The organism is Pseudomonas sp. R4-35-07 (genome assembly GCF_003852235.1).
GTDB lineage: Bacteria > Pseudomonadota > Gammaproteobacteria > Pseudomonadales > Pseudomonadaceae > Aquipseudomonas.
In genome coordinates this window covers 1,432,233-1,446,213 of the sequence record NZ_CP027732.1, presented here as the reverse complement: position 1 = coordinate 1,446,213, position 13,981 = coordinate 1,432,233, and the positions used below count along the sequence as shown (strand labels likewise).

Sequence of the window (13,981 nt, the reverse complement as noted above, 5' to 3'; positions counted from 1 at the left end):
AATGCTTCGCACCTTCAGCTTGATGCTGGCGTTAACCTTGGGCCTGACCGGCTGCGCCTCGTGGTTCGAAGACGATTCGCCGCCGCCCCACGTCTCCCTGGTGAATGTCGAAGTGGTGCGGGCCAAGCTGCTGGAGCAGAAGTTCAAGCTCTACTTTCGCGTGGACAACCGCGACGACGCTGACCTGACCGTGCGTGGCCTGATCTACAAGGTCACCCTTGGCGATCTGGTGCTGACCGAAGGTGAGTCCAACGAATGGCTGACCGTGCCGCCGCGCAGTCATAAATTCTTCCGGGTGTCGGTGCGCACCAACCTGTGGCCACGCATACGCGATGTAGTGCAGATGCTGAAGAATCCCGACCGCCCCGTGCCCTATCGCCTGGAAGGCGAGCTGAAAACCGGATTATTCATCGGTAATGACGTGCAGGTGGCCCACAATGGCGAGATAATCCCCGGCGATTTTATTCCGGAGCGACATCGATGACTCAGCAACCCCATGTCCATGGTCCTGACTGCAACCACGATCATGCTCACGATCACCATGATCACGACCACGGCCATGTCCACGGCCCGAACTGCGGCCACGCTCACCAGGAGCCGGTGCGCAACGCCTTGAAAGACGTTGGTCGCAACGACCCTTGCCCCTGCGGCAGCGAGAAAAAATTCAAGAAGTGCCACGGCGCTTAAGCTACCCAATATCCAATGTGGGAGGGGGCTTGCTCCCGATAGCGGTCATCCAGTCGATGCCTATGTCGACTGATACACCGCTATCGGGAGCAAGCCCCCTCCCACATTGATTTGCGCATAAGCCTGAGTACTCACGTAATTACAAAACTCCCGCTTGCGTCGTTTCGCCGCGCTCACTAACGTAGCGCCTTTAATGACGCTACCCCCCGCAGGAGCTTTGCCATGGCCTCGCCAGCCCTTACACATTTTCTTCCCCGGTTCGGCGTTGCCGCGGCAGTGGCCAGTGCGTTAAGCCTGGCCGGTTGCCAGCTCCAGAGCACCCAGGACACCCTGCCCCCCGCCGCCGGCGTACAGCCGATCAAGGGCTTGGCGCAAAACGTGTCGATACGCCGTAATGCCCAGGGCATGCCGCTGATTGAAAGCAACACCTTCCACGACGCGCTGTTCAGTCTCGGTTATGTGCACGCCAGCGACCGGATCACGCAGATGGTCACCCTGCGGCTGCTGGCCCAAGGCCGTCTGGCGGAAATGTCCGGCCCTGAGGTACTCGATGTCGACCGTTTCATGCGCGCGGTCAACCTTAAAAAGAGCGCCGGCGAGCTGTACAACGCCTCATCGCCACGGCTCAAGCGGTTCTTTGAAGTCTACGCACGAGGCGTTAACGCCTACCTATTCCGCTACCGCGACAAGCTGCCGACAGACCTGGCCCAGACCGGCTACAAGCCTGAGTACTGGAAACCGGAAGATTCGGCGCTGCTGTTCTGCCTGCTGAATTTCAGCGAGTCGAGCAACCTGCAGGAAGAAATTTCGTCGCTGGTGCTGGCGCAGAAAGTCGGTGTCGACAAGCTCGCCTGGCTTATCCCAAGCGCGCCGGACGAGGCGATCCCGCTGGCCGAAGCCGATAAGTTCAAGGGCGTGAACCTGAGCCAGATCACCGGCCTCGCCGGGTTGGACACGGTCAGCCAGCAACTCAACAGCCTCAATGCCCTGGGCGTGACCACGTCCAGCAACTGGGCCATCGGGCCGCAACGCAGCCGCAGCGGCAAAAGCCTGCTGGCCAACGACCTCGCCGCCCAGCCGCAAGCGCCGTCACCTTGGAGCTATGTGCAGATCCGTGCCCCGAAATATCAGGCGGCCGGCGCGTCGATTGCCGGCCTGCCGACCCTGCTGTCGGGCTTCAACGGCAAGGTCGCGTGGAGCATGAGCGCGGTCAAGGGTGATACCCAGGACCTGTTCCTGGAGAAGGTCAAACGCCAGGGCAACGCGTTGTACTACGAGAACAACGGAAAATGGCTACCGGCCGGTGTGCGTAACGAGACCTTCTTCATCAAAGGTCAACGCTCGATTCGCGAAGTGGTGTACGAAACCCGCCACGGCGCCTTGCTCAACAGCAGCCAGGCCCTCACCAGTGGTTATGGCCTGGCCCTGCAAACCGCCGACTTGAAGGACGACAAGAGCCTGGATGCGTTCTTCGACCTGTCCCGCGCGCAAAACGCCGGTAAGGCCTCGGACGCGACCCGAGAAATTCGCGCCATTGCGTTGAACATGATCTTCGCCGACGCCAGCAACATCGGCTGGCAAGTCACCGGCCGCTTCCCCAACCGCCGCGAAGGCGAAGGCCTGCTGCCCTCGCCGGGCTGGGATACGCGCTTTGACTGGGACGGTTACGCCGACGCCATGCTGCATCCCTATGACCAGGACCCGGCGCAAGGCTGGATCGGCACCGCCAACCAGCGCACTGCACCGCGTGGCTATGGCATGCAGCTGTCCAATTCCTGGGATGCGCCGGAGCGCAGCGAGCGCCTGGCGCAACTGGCCAATGCTGGCAAGCATGACAGCCGCAGTCTGATCGCCATGCAATACGACCAGACCACCCTCTTTGCCGCCAAACTCAAAGGCATGTTTCAGGCGCCGGGCATGGCTCAGCCGCTGAAACAGGCAATCGATGCGCTGCCTGCGGCCGAACAGGCCAAGGCGCGCGAAGCACTGGGCCGCCTGATGGCCTTCGATGGTCGCCTTGCGCCAACGTCCGCCGACGCGGCGCTCTACGAGCTGTTCCTGCAAGAGAGCGCCAGACAGATCTTCCTCGACAAACTCGGTCCGGAGCAGAGCGCCAGCTGGAAAGCCTTTGTCAGCAACGCCAGCCTGTCCTACTCAGCCACCGCAGACCATTTGCTGGGCCGCGAAGACAGCCCGCTGTGGGATGACACGCGCACGCCGCACAAAGAAGACAAGCCGGCGATCCTCGCACGCACCCTGGCCGCCACGATCAGCACCGGCGACAGCTTGCTGGGCGCTGATCACAAGGCCTGGCAATGGGGCAAGCTGCACACCACCACCTGGAAAACCACCAGCGGCCAGGTGATCCGTGGCCCGTTGGCCAGTGGTGGCGACCACAACACCCTGAACCCGGCACCGTACCGCTGGGGGCAGGACTTCAATGCGGCCCAGACGTCGGCGTTGCGCATGATTGTCGACTTCGGCCAGCCGGAACCGATGATGGGCCAGGGCGGCACCGGCCAGTCCGGCAACCCGGCCAGCCCGAACTATGCCAACGGCATCGACCCGTCGCTCAAGGCGCAATACCTGAGTTTCCCGATGCAGCCGCAGAACTTTGACAAGGTGTATGGCAAGACCAGGTTGACCCTGACACCTAGCAAGTAACCCGGCGCTCTGATCGTTCCCACGCTCTGCGTGGGAATGCCTTTTGCGACGCTCCGCGTCGCGCGAACCGAGCTAAGTTTCAGCTACCGTGCACAGGTGACGCAGAGCGTCACGGGTTGCATTCCCACGCGGGAGCGTGGGAACGATCCTTGAAAGCGATAGATCAGCCACTACATCAGTGGCTGACACCCTGCCATCGGGAGCAAGCCCCCTCCCACATTTGGACCCCATGCATTCAGATAGAACTTCTCCCACCGTCATATCCTCCTAAATGATAAGCCCACCTCCTCGGTCACCCCATGGACCTTGTCATTGCCCGACCCGAAGGCCTCTATTGTCCCGCCGGGGATTTCTACATCGACCCCTGGCGCCCGGTGGAACGCTCCGTCATCACCCATGCCCACGGCGACCACGCCCGCACCGGCAATCAACATTATCTGGCCGCCGCCCCCGGCGAAGGCATCCTGCGTTCGCGCCTGGGCCAGGACATCAACCTGCAAACCCTGGCCTACGGCGAACAGTTGGTGCACCACGGTGTGACGTTGAGTTTTCATCCGGCCGGGCATGTGTTGGGCTCAGCCCAGGTGCGCCTGGAATACCAGGGCGAAGTCTGGGTCGCGTCCGGCGACTACAAGGTCGAACCCGACGGCACGTGCGCGCCGTTCGAACCGGTGCGCTGCCACACCTTCATTACCGAATCAACCTTTGGCCTGCCGATCTACCGCTGGCAGCCGCAGGCGCAGATTTTTGCCGGCATTAATGACTGGTGGCAGGCCAATATCGCCGCCGGCAAAGCCAGCGTGCTGTTCTGCTATTCCTTCGGCAAGGCCCAGCGCATTCTGCATGGCATCGATGCCAGCATCGGCCCGATCCTCAGCCATGGCGCCGTCGAGCCGTTGAACCGGGTGTACCGCGAAGCCGGGGTGTACATTCCGGAAACGCTGTACGTCGGCGACTTCAAAAAAAACGACCCGCTGCTGCGCCAGGCCTTGATCATCGCCCCGCCCTCCACCAGCGGCAGCACTTGGATACGCCGCTTTGGCGATTACAGCGACGCGTTCGCCAGCGGCTGGATGCGCCTGCGCGGGACTCGGCGGCGGCGCGGGGTCGACCGTGGCTTTGTGCTGTCGGACCACGCCGATTGGCCCGGACTGTTGTGGGCCATCGAACAGACCGGCGCCGAACGGGTGATGGTCACCCACGGCTCGGTCGGCGTACTGGTGCGCCATCTGCGCGAAAAAGGCCTGGATGCCCAGGGTTTCAGCACCGAATATGGCGATGACGAAGAGGAGGCCAGCGCATGAAAGCCTTCGCCGAGCTGTACGCCAACCTCGACGCGACGACCTCCAGCAACGCCAAGCTCGCGGCGCTGCAAGACTACTTTCAGCAGGCACCGCCGGAGGATGCGGCATGGGCGGTGTACTTCCTCTCCGGCGGGCGGCCGCGGCAACTGGTACCGACCCGTCTGCTGAGGGATATGGCGACCCAAGCGGCGAGCATCGAGCCGTGGTTGTTCGAAGAGAGTTACCAGTCCGTCGGCGACCTGGCCGAGACGATTTCCCTGCTGCTACCCGAATCGACCTACACCTCCGAAGACGGCCTGGCGGTGTGGCTGGAAGAAAAACTGCTGCCGCTGCGCGGCCTTGCGCCTGCTGAACTGGCCGAACGCCTGCCTGCGCTGTGGGCGCAGCTGGATCAACCGAGCCTGATGGTGTGCATCAAGTTGATCACCGGCAGCTTTCGCGTGGGCGTGTCCAAGCTGCTGGTGACCCGCGCGCTTGCCGCCATGGCCGGGCTCGACAGCAAGCGCGTGGCGCAACGGCTGGTGGGCTACACCGACTTGTCCAATCGCCCTACGGCTGCGGGCTACCTCAAGTTGATCGCTGCCGAATCGTCCGACGAACATGCGCAACGTGGAGGTCAGCCCTATCCGTTTTTTCTCGCCCATGGCTTGGCGCAACCAGTGGAGCAGTTCGATGCCCTGCTCGGCTCCCCCGCCGACTGGCAGGTGGAATGGAAGTTTGATGGCATACGCGCGCAACTGGTCAAGCGTGAGGGGCGCCTGTGGGTGTGGTCGCGCGGTGAAGAATTGGTGACCGAGCGTTTCCCCGAGCTGCACAGCCTGGTCAGTGGCTTGCCGGATGGCACGGTGATCGACGGTGAGATCTTGGTCTGGAAGGACGCGGTGCAACCCTTCGCCCTACTGCAGCAGCGCATCGGCCGCAAAACCCTGAGTAAAAAGGTACTGGAGGATGCGCCGGTGGCGGTGCTTGCCTATGACCTGCTGGAGTTTCAAGGCGACGACTGGCGCAACCACACTCTGGCTGAACGGCGTGCGCAGCTCGAAAGCGTGATCGCAGCGTGTAACCAACCGGTGTTATTGCCCTCGCCGCTGCTTGAGGGGCCAACCTGGCAGGCGTTGGCCGAGCAGCGCGAAGCCTCCCGCAGCCTGGGTGTGGAAGGCATGATGCTCAAGGACCGCAAAGGCCTCTACGGCGTGGGCCGCACCAAGGATATGGGCCTGTGGTGGAAGTGGAAGGTCGACCCGTTCAGCGTCGACGCGGTGTTGATCTACGCTCAGCGCGGCCATGGCCGACGCGCCAGCCTGTACAGCGATTACACCTTCGCGGTGTGGGACGGCCCGCCGGGCAGCGAGCGCACCCTGGTGCCGTTCGCCAAGGCCTATTCCGGGCTGACTGACGAAGAAATGCGCAAGGTCGACGCGATTGTGCGCAAAACCACGGTGGAAAAATTCGGCCCGGTCAGCAGCGTTACGCCGAGCATGGTGTTTGAGTTGGGTTTCGAAGGCATCGCCCTGTCCAAGCGGCATAAAAGCGGAATTGCGGTGCGGTTCCCACGGATGTTGCGTTGGCGCCAGGACAAACCGGTGGAGGAAGCCGACAATCTCGCGACGCTGCAGGACTTACTGGCCTGACCCAGTTCAAATGTGGGAGGGGGCTTGCTCCCGATAGCAGTGGGTCAGACGCAGATGCTGTGACTGACACACCCCCATCGGGGGCAAGCCCCCTCCCACATTTGGATTTCCGTTCGATCCTAAATGGTGCACTACTCTATCAGTGCCCGCTAATGGGCATTTCCTACGCTCAGAAATCCCTCATCCCACCTTTTAAAACGATCATTCGGAACTATGGTGCAGAAATTGCTACTTGGGATCCGTCTGACACCGTTCAGTAACAGTCCTAAATGCGCCACAAGCGCTTATCTTGGTTTCCAGGGAATACATAATGAAAAAAGCATTGCTGACCCTTTCTGCACTGGCTCTGTGCATGGCTGCAGGTGTTGCAACCGCCAAGGAATACAAGGAATTGCGTTTCGGTGTCGATCCCTCCTACGCGCCGTTCGAATCCAAAGCCGCCGACGGCAGCCTGGTGGGCTTCGACATCGATCTGGGCAATGCGATTTGTGCAGAGCTGAAGGTCAAGTGCAAATGGGTTGAAAGCGATTTCGACGGCATGATTCCGGGCCTGAAAGCCAACAAGTTCGACGGTGTGATTTCGTCCATGACCGTGACCCCGGTACGTGAGAAGGCGATCGACTTCTCCAACGAGCTGTTCTCGGGGCCAACCTCGCTGGTGTTCAAGAAAGGCGCCGGGTACTCGACGCCTGAGTCGCTCAAGGGCAAATCCGTGGGCTACGAGCAGGGCACCATCCAGGAAGCCTACGCCAAGGCTGTGCTGGACAAGGCCGGCGTGACCACCAAGGCCTACGCCAACCAGGATCAGGTATATGCGGACCTGACGTCCGGCCGTCTCGATGCCTCAGTGCAGGATATGCTGCAGGCTGAACTGGGTTTTCTGAAGTCCCCAGCCGGTGCTGGATACGAAGTCAGCGCAGCAATCGATGACCCGCTGCTGCCGTCGAAAACCGCGATCGGTATCAAAAAAGGTAACACTGAGCTCAAGGCTCTTTTGGATAAAGGTATCAAAGCGTTACACGATGATGGCACCTACGCCACTATTCAGAAGAAACACTTTGGCGATCTGAACCTGTACAGCGGCAAATAATGCCTGGGGCGCCCCTTTTTTGAAGGGGCGCTTTTTTATCGCCATAGGTCCTGATTTATGTTCGAAGATCTGTTGCAAACCCTCGGGCTGAGCGCGTTCAGCTTGAAGGGTTTCGGCCCGCTGTTGCTGCAAGGCACCTGGATGACCCTTAAATTGTCGGTGCTGTCCCTGGCCGTCAGCGTGTTGCTGGGCCTGCTCGGCGCCAGCGCGAAACTCTCCAGCCTCCCCTTCCTGCGTATCCCCGCCCAGCTCTACACCACCTTGATTCGCGGCGTACCCGACCTGGTGTTGATGCTATTGATTTTCTACAGCCTGCAAACCTGGCTGACCGGCCTGACCGACGTTATGGAATGGGAGTACATCGAGATAGACCCATTCAGCGCCGGGGTCATCACCCTGGGCTTTATCTACGGTGCTTATTTCACCGAGACTTTTCGGGGCGCGATTCTCGCCGTGCCCCGCGGCCAGCTGGAAGCCGCCACCGCCTACGGGCTCAAGCGCGGGCAACGGTTTCGCTACGTGACCTTCCCGCAGATGATGCGCTTCGCCCTGCCGGGCATCGGCAATAACTGGATGGTGATGCTCAAGGCCACCGCCCTGGTGTCGATCATCGGCCTGGCCGACCTGGTGAAAGCCGCCCAGGATGCCGGCAAGAGCACCTACCAACTGTTCTACTTCCTGGTGCTCGCCGCGCTGATCTACCTGTTGATCACCAGCGCGTCCAACTTCGTCCTGCGTCGTCTTGAACGGCGCTACGCCGCAGGCTCACGGGAGGCCGTGCGATGATCGAGCTTTTGCAGGAATACTGGCGCCCCTTCCTTTATAGCGACGGCCAGCACATCACCGGCCTGGCCATGACTATGTGGCTGCTCAGCGCGGCCCTGGTGATTGGGTTTGTGGTGTCGATTCCACTGTCTATCGCCCGTGTCTCGCGCAGGCGCCTGGTGCGCTGGCCGGTGCAGTTCTACACCTACCTGTTTCGCGGCACGCCGCTCTACATTCAGTTGCTGATTTGCTACACCGGCATCTACAGCATCGCCGCCGTGCGTGCGCAACCGGTGCTCGATGCGTTCTTTCGCGATGCGATGAACTGCACGATCCTGGCCTTCGCCCTCAACACCTGCGCCTACACCACAGAAATTTTCGCCGGGGCAATCCGCAGCATGGCCCACGGCGAAGTCGAAGCGGCCAAGGCCTACGGGTTGAGCGGTTGGAAGTTGTATGCCTATGTGATCATGCCGTCGGCGCTGCGCCGTTCGTTGCCCTACTACAGCAACGAAGTGATCCTGATGCTGCATTCGACCACCGTGGCGTTCACCGCCACCATCCCGGACATCCTCAAAGTCGCCAGGGACGCCAACTCGGCCACCTTCATGACCTTTCAATCGTTCGGCATCGCCGCCTTGATCTACCTGGCCGTGACCTTCGCTCTGGTCGGTCTGTTCCGATTGGCCGAACGCCGCTGGCTGGCCTTCCTCGGGCCGAGCCATTAAGGAGCTTTCATGCGTCATCAGCAACATGACCTGATTGCGCCAGTGCCTGGCACGGCGCGGCAGATTCACAGTTTCCATTTCGGCCCGGAACAGGCCGACCGCAAGATTTACATCCAATCGTCCCTGCATGCCGATGAACTGCCGGGCATGCTGGTGGCCTGGCACCTGAAGGTGCGCCTGGCGCAGCTGGAGGCCGCCGGGCGCTTGCGCAGCAAAATCGTGGTGGTGCCGGTCGCCAATCCGGTGGGGCTGGAACAGGTGTTGATGGACATCCCCCTGGGCCGCTACGAGCTGGAAAGCGGGCAGAATTTCAATCGCCTGTTCGTCGACCTCAGCGACGCAGTCGGTGATCAGGTTGAAGACTCGCTGAGCGATGCCCCCCAGCACAACGCCCGATTGATCCGCGCCGCGTTATCCGACGCCCTCGCCAGGCAAACCGCGTCGACGCAACTGCAATCCCAACGCCTGGTGCTGCAACGCCTGGCGTGCGATGCCGACATGGTGCTGGACCTGCATTGCGATTTCGAAGCCGTGGCGCACCTCTACACCACGCCTGAGGCCTGGCCACAGGTGGAACCGTTGGCGCGTTACCTGGGCTCGGAGGCCAACCTGCTGGCCACCGACTCCGGCGGGCAGTCCTTTGATGAATGTTTCACCCTGGTGTGGTGGCAGTTGCGGCAACGCTTCGGCGCGCGCTTCCCGATCCCCCTGGGCAGCTTTTCCGTGACCGTCGAATTGCGCGGCCAAGGCGACGTCAACCACGGCCTGGCGGCCCTGGACTGCCAGGCGATCATCGATTACCTGATCCACTTCGGCGCGATTGAAGGCGACGCGGCGCCCCTGCCCCCGCTGCCCTACCCGGCCACGCCATTGGCGGGGGTGGAGCCGGTGACCACACCGGTGGGCGGCTTGCTGGTGTTCAGTGCCTTGCCGGGGGAATACCTGGAAGCCGGGCAACTGATCGCAGAAATCATCGACCCCATCACTGACCGCGTAACGCCCGTGCACTGCCAACATGCCGGCCTGCTTTACGCCCGCTCGCTACGCCGCATGGCCACTGCCGGGATGGTGATCAGCCATGTCGCCGGCACTGAGGCCTACCGTAGCGGCTACTTACTTTCGCCTTGAGGATGCACGCCCCATGTACAAATTGACCGTTGAAGGCCTGCATAAAAGCTATGGCGACAATGAAGTGCTCAAAGGTGTCTCGCTCAAGGCCAAGACCGGTGACGTGATCAGCCTGATCGGCGCCAGCGGCTCGGGCAAGAGCACCTTCCTGCGCTGCATCAACTTCCTGGAAACGCCCAACGACGGCGCCATGACCCTGGACGGACAAACCATCCGCATGGTCAGCGACCGCCACGGCATGCGCGTGGCCGACGATGCCGAGTTGCAGCGCTTGCGCACGCGGCTGGCGATGGTCTTCCAGCACTTCAACCTGTGGAGCCATATGAGCGTGCTGGAAAACATCACCATGGCCCCGCGCCGGGTGCTGGGGTGCAGCAAGAAAGGCGCCGAAGACCGCGCCCGGCGCTACCTGGACAAAGTCGGCCTACCCGCGCGGGTGGCCGATCAATACCCGGCATTCCTGTCTGGCGGCCAGCAGCAACGGGTAGCGATTGCCCGCGCATTGGCGATGGAGCCCGAGGTGATGCTGTTCGACGAACCCACCTCGGCACTGGACCCGGAGTTGGTCGGTGAAGTGTTGAAGGTGATTCAGGGCCTGGCAGAAGAAGGCCGCACCATGATCATGGTGACCCACGAAATGAGCTTTGCGCGCAAGGTTTCCAGCCAGGTGCTGTTCCTGCATCAAGGCCGGGTGGAAGAGCAAGGTGCGCCGGCGGACGTGCTGGGCAATCCGAAGAGCGAGCGCCTGCAGCAGTTTTTGAGCGGCAACTTGAAGTAAACCTTTGTGCCGCCTGGAGGGTCTGTGCAATAGAGCCTCCAGAGCGTCAGCTGCCGCATGGCAAAACCCGTCCACTTCGCAAAACAATGGTTTGCCACCCGTGGCTGGCGTGCGTTCGCATTCCAGAAAGAAGTGTGGAAGGCCGTCAAGGACGGCCAATCCGGCTTGCTGCATGCGAGTACCGGCGCGGGTAAAACCTACGCGCTGTGGTTCGCTGCCCTCAATCGTTTCGCCATCACGCGCCCGCCCGCTACCGGCAAGCGCAAGGCGCCGGCCGAACCACTGACCGTATTGTGGATCACACCGATGCGCGCCTTGGCCGCCGACACCGCACGCGCGCTTGAGGCGCCGCTGGCGGCCTTGCAGATCCCCTGGAGCGTTGGCCTGCGCACGGGCGACACCAGCAGCGGCGAACGCGCCCGTCAGACCCGCCGCCAGCCCACAGCGCTGATTACCACCCCGGAAAGCCTGACGCTGATGCTTGCGCGCGCCGACAGTGAGGTCAGCCTGGCGCATCTGCGCATGGTGGTGGTGGACGAATGGCATGAACTGATCGGCAATAAGCGCGGTGTGCAACTGCAACTGGCGTTGGCACGGCTGCGACGCTGGCATCCCGACTTGCTGGTGTGGGGTATTTCGGCGACCTTGGGCAATCAGGCCCACGCGCTGGATGTATTGGTCCCACAGGGTGGCGGCGTCAATGTGCAGGGGCAATCGCCCAAACAGTTGCTGGTTGACACACTGCTGCCGCCCATCGCCGAACGCTTTCCCTGGGCCGGCCATATCGGTTTGAAAATGCTGCCGCAAGTGGTGGCCGAAGTAGACGCCAGCAGCAGTTGCCTGGTGTTCACCAATACCCGGGCGCAGTCGGAAATCTGGTACCAGGCGCTGCTGGAGGCCAGGCCGGAGTGGGCCGGCCTGATTGCGCTGCATCACGGTTCGCTGTCGCGCGAGACCCGGGACTGGGTGGAACGTGCGCTCAAAGACGGCCAACTCAAGGCGGTGGTGTGCACCTCCAGCCTGGACCTGGGCGTGGATTTCCTGCCGGTGGAGCGGGTGTTGCAGATCGGCTCGGCCAAAGGTGTGGCGCGCCTGATGCAACGTGCCGGCCGCTCGGGGCATGCACCGGGGCGGCCATCACGGGTGACCCTGGTGCCAACCCACAGCCTGGAGCTGGTGGAAGCCGCCGCCGCAAAGGATGCGATTGCCCAGCGACGCATCGAAGCCCGCGAATCGCCCCACAAACCCTTGGATGTGCTGGTGCAACATCTGGTCAGCATGGCCCTGGGCGGCGGGTTTACTCCGGATGCGCTGCTGGCGGAGGTCCGCGGGGCCTGGGCCTATCGCGATCTTACCGACGCCGATTGGACCTGGGCCCTGGCCTTTGTGCGCCATGGCGGGCTGTCGCTCACCGCTTATCCGGATTACCGTCGCGTAGAGCCCGACGAACAGGGCATCTGGCGCGTTCCCGATGCCCGACTGGCGCGCCGCCATCGCATGAGCGTGGGCACGATTGTCAGCGATGCGAGTATGCATCTGAAGTACTGGAGCAAGGGCGGTGGCGGCAAAAACCTCGGCAGTGTCGAGGAAGGTTTTATTGCGCGACTCAAGCCGGGCGACGGTTTTCTGTTCGCCGGACGCCTGCTGGAGTTGGTGCGCGTGGAAAACATGACCGCCTACGTGCGCCGCAGCACCGCGAAAAAAGCCGCCGTGCCGCGCTGGAATGGCGGGCGCATGCCGCTTTCCAATGAGCTGGCGCAGGCGGTGATCGAGCGCTTCGACGCGGCGGCCCAGGGTCGCTTCGACGGCCCGGAGATGCAGGCGGTGCAGCCATTGCTGCTGACACAACTGCGTTGGTCCGGCCTGCCGACCCGTGATCACTTGCTGGCGGAGTTTCTCAAGTCGCGCGAAGGCTGGCACCTGTTTCTCTACCCCTTCGCCGGGCGTCAGGTGCATCTGGGGCTGGCGAGTCTGCTGGCGTGGCGAGTCAGCCGGCAGCAACCCGTGACCTTTTCCATTGCAGTCAATGATTATGGGTTGGAATTGCTGAGCGCCACCGAGGTGCACTGGCCCGACGTGTTGACCGAGGCGCTGCTCAGCCCACAGGATTTGCTCACGGACGTGGCAGCCAGCCTTAACGCCGGTGAACTGGCGTTGCGGCGTTTTCGCGAAATCGCACGCATCGCCGGGCTGGTGTTCGCCGGTTACCCCGGTGCACCGAAAAGCACCCGGCAGGTGCAGGCCTCCAGTGGCCTGTTCTTCGAAGTGTTCAAACAATATGATCCGCACAATCTGCTGCTGACCCAGGCAGGGGAAGAAGTCCTGCGCAACGAACTGGACATTCAGCGCCTGGAAGAGACATTGCTTCGCTTGTCGGCGCTGCAACTGGACCTGCATATGATCCAGCGGCCAACCCCCCTGGCCTTTCCGCTGCTGGTGGAGCGGATGCGCGAAAGCCTGAGTTCGGAAAAACTCTCGGAGCGCATTGCGCGGATGGTCAAGGACCTGGAAAAAGTCGCGGACAGAGGGAACGCTTGATGGTGTGTTCGGTAACGATTGAGGGTGAGCAATTGTGGCTGCTGGCGGACAAGGCGGTGTACTGGCCGGCGCGCCAATACCTGCTGATCGCCGACGCTCACTTCGGCAAGGCCTCGGCCTACCGCAGCCTCGGGCAACCCGTACCCCAGGGCACTACGAGCGAAAACCTGCAGCGCCTGGATCGGTTGCTGGCGGCCTTTGCCTGCGCTCGGGTGATCTTCCTCGGAGATTTCCTCCACGGCCCAGGCTCCCACGCCAGCGGCACCCTGGGCGCACTCAGGGCCTGGCGAGCGCGTTACGCTGAGTTGCCGATCACGTTGATTCGCGGCAATCACGATCAACGCGCAGGCGATCCGCCTGCCGATCTGAACATAGAGGTGGTGACGGAGCCACTATTGATAGGGCCATTCGCGCTACAGCACGAACCGGACGCCCATCCCAGCCATCACGTGCTGGCGGGGCATGTCCATCCGGTGTATCGCTTGCGCGGCAAGGGCCGGCAGAGCCTGCGCCTGCCGTGCTTCCAGATTGGCAAACGCGTCAGCCTGCTGCCGGCGTTTGGCGCCTTTACCGGCGGTTACGCAGTGGAACTGGACGATGAGCGCCGAATCTTTGTGATCGGCGATCATGAGGTCTGGCCGGTTCAGTGACGCACAGGCGTGCGTGCA

Annotated in this window: 12 protein-coding genes; all 12 read left to right on the top strand. The window is 62.2% G+C overall.

The genetic code is table 11. The annotated features are described in order from the left end of the window. The first annotated feature begins 1 nt into the window (after position 1). The 12 genes from C4J89_RS06510 to pdeM all read left to right on the top strand — a co-directional run bounded on the left by C4J89_RS06510 (position 2) and on the right by pdeM (position 13,963). Complete coding sequence (locus C4J89_RS06510) at positions 2–484, top strand: LEA type 2 family protein (RefSeq protein ID WP_124361638.1); 483 nt, start codon at positions 2–4, stop codon at positions 482–484. Continuing rightward, a complete protein-coding gene (locus C4J89_RS06505) occupies positions 481–687 on the top strand; it encodes an SEC-C metal-binding domain-containing protein (RefSeq protein WP_124414028.1) in 207 nt (68 codons plus the stop codon). Before C4J89_RS06510 ends, C4J89_RS06505 begins: the two co-directional genes overlap by 4 nt. A 222-nt stretch (positions 688–909) precedes the next feature. Further along, positions 910–3,351: a penicillin acylase family protein gene (locus C4J89_RS06500; RefSeq protein WP_124414027.1), complete on the top strand. Its 2,442-nt coding sequence runs from the start codon at positions 910–912 to the stop codon at positions 3,349–3,351. A 299-nt stretch (positions 3,352–3,650) separates the two neighbouring features. Beyond that, positions 3,651–4,655 (top strand): ligase-associated DNA damage response exonuclease, encoded by a 1,005-nt coding sequence (locus C4J89_RS06495; RefSeq protein WP_124414026.1) that lies wholly within the window; start codon positions 3,651–3,653, stop codon positions 4,653–4,655. Further along, positions 4,652–6,286, top strand: a complete 1,635-nt coding sequence (locus C4J89_RS06490) for an ATP-dependent DNA ligase (RefSeq protein WP_124414025.1) — start codon at positions 4,652–4,654, stop codon at positions 6,284–6,286. The genes C4J89_RS06495 and C4J89_RS06490 overlap by 4 nt, the downstream gene beginning before the upstream one ends. Before the next feature lie 310 nt (positions 6,287–6,596). Further along, positions 6,597–7,376 (top strand): transporter substrate-binding domain-containing protein, encoded by a 780-nt coding sequence (locus C4J89_RS06485; RefSeq protein ID WP_057723170.1) that lies wholly within the window; start codon positions 6,597–6,599, stop codon positions 7,374–7,376. Positions 7,377–7,433: 57 nt separating this feature from the next. Beyond that, on the top strand, positions 7,434–8,162 hold the full coding sequence (locus C4J89_RS06480; RefSeq protein ID WP_124369896.1) for an ABC transporter permease: 729 nt from the start codon (positions 7,434–7,436) through the stop codon (positions 8,160–8,162). Then, on the top strand, positions 8,159–8,869 hold the full coding sequence (locus tag C4J89_RS06475) for an ABC transporter permease (protein ID WP_124361632.1): 711 nt from the start codon (positions 8,159–8,161) through the stop codon (positions 8,867–8,869). The genes C4J89_RS06480 and C4J89_RS06475 overlap by 4 nt, the downstream gene beginning before the upstream one ends. A gap of 9 nt (positions 8,870–8,878) precedes the next feature. Continuing rightward, entirely contained in the window at positions 8,879–9,997 is a 1,119-nt protein-coding gene (locus C4J89_RS06470) for a succinylglutamate desuccinylase/aspartoacylase family protein (RefSeq protein ID WP_124414024.1), read from the top strand. 13 nt (positions 9,998–10,010) lie between these two features. Then, positions 10,011–10,775, top strand: coding sequence for an ABC transporter ATP-binding protein (locus C4J89_RS06465; RefSeq protein WP_124414023.1), 765 nt, complete (start codon positions 10,011–10,013; stop codon positions 10,773–10,775). 57 nt (positions 10,776–10,832) lie between these two features. Beyond that, entirely contained in the window at positions 10,833–13,313 is a 2,481-nt protein-coding gene (locus C4J89_RS06460) for a ligase-associated DNA damage response DEXH box helicase (protein WP_124414022.1), read from the top strand. Then, positions 13,313–13,963 (top strand): ligase-associated DNA damage response endonuclease PdeM, encoded by a 651-nt coding sequence (gene pdeM / locus C4J89_RS06455; protein ID WP_124414021.1) that lies wholly within the window; start codon positions 13,313–13,315, stop codon positions 13,961–13,963. The genes C4J89_RS06460 and pdeM overlap by 1 nt, the downstream gene beginning before the upstream one ends. Positions 13,964–13,981 lie beyond the last annotated feature (18 nt).

Excerpts from the sequence above, each read along its gene's own strand:
- C4J89_RS06510 (WP_124361638.1), top strand. The coding sequence starts at position 2 with ATGCTTCGCACCTTCAGCTTGATGCTGGCGTTAACCTTGGGCCTGACC.
- C4J89_RS06505 (WP_124414028.1), top strand. The coding sequence starts at position 481 with ATGACTCAGCAACCCCATGTCCATGGTCCTGACTGCAACCACGATCAT.
- C4J89_RS06500 (WP_124414027.1), top strand. The coding sequence starts at position 910 with ATGGCCTCGCCAGCCCTTACACATTTTCTTCCCCGGTTCGGCGTTGCC.
- C4J89_RS06495 (WP_124414026.1), top strand. The coding sequence starts at position 3,651 with ATGGACCTTGTCATTGCCCGACCCGAAGGCCTCTATTGTCCCGCCGGG.
- C4J89_RS06490 (WP_124414025.1), top strand. The coding sequence starts at position 4,652 with ATGAAAGCCTTCGCCGAGCTGTACGCCAACCTCGACGCGACGACCTCC.
- C4J89_RS06485 (WP_057723170.1), top strand. The coding sequence starts at position 6,597 with ATGAAAAAAGCATTGCTGACCCTTTCTGCACTGGCTCTGTGCATGGCT.
- C4J89_RS06480 (WP_124369896.1), top strand. The coding sequence starts at position 7,434 with ATGTTCGAAGATCTGTTGCAAACCCTCGGGCTGAGCGCGTTCAGCTTG.
- C4J89_RS06475 (WP_124361632.1), top strand. The coding sequence starts at position 8,159 with ATGATCGAGCTTTTGCAGGAATACTGGCGCCCCTTCCTTTATAGCGAC.
- C4J89_RS06470 (WP_124414024.1), top strand. The coding sequence starts at position 8,879 with ATGCGTCATCAGCAACATGACCTGATTGCGCCAGTGCCTGGCACGGCG.
- C4J89_RS06465 (WP_124414023.1), top strand. The coding sequence starts at position 10,011 with ATGTACAAATTGACCGTTGAAGGCCTGCATAAAAGCTATGGCGACAAT.
- C4J89_RS06460 (WP_124414022.1), top strand. The coding sequence starts at position 10,833 with ATGGCAAAACCCGTCCACTTCGCAAAACAATGGTTTGCCACCCGTGGC.
- pdeM (WP_124414021.1), top strand. The coding sequence starts at position 13,313 with ATGGTGTGTTCGGTAACGATTGAGGGTGAGCAATTGTGGCTGCTGGCG.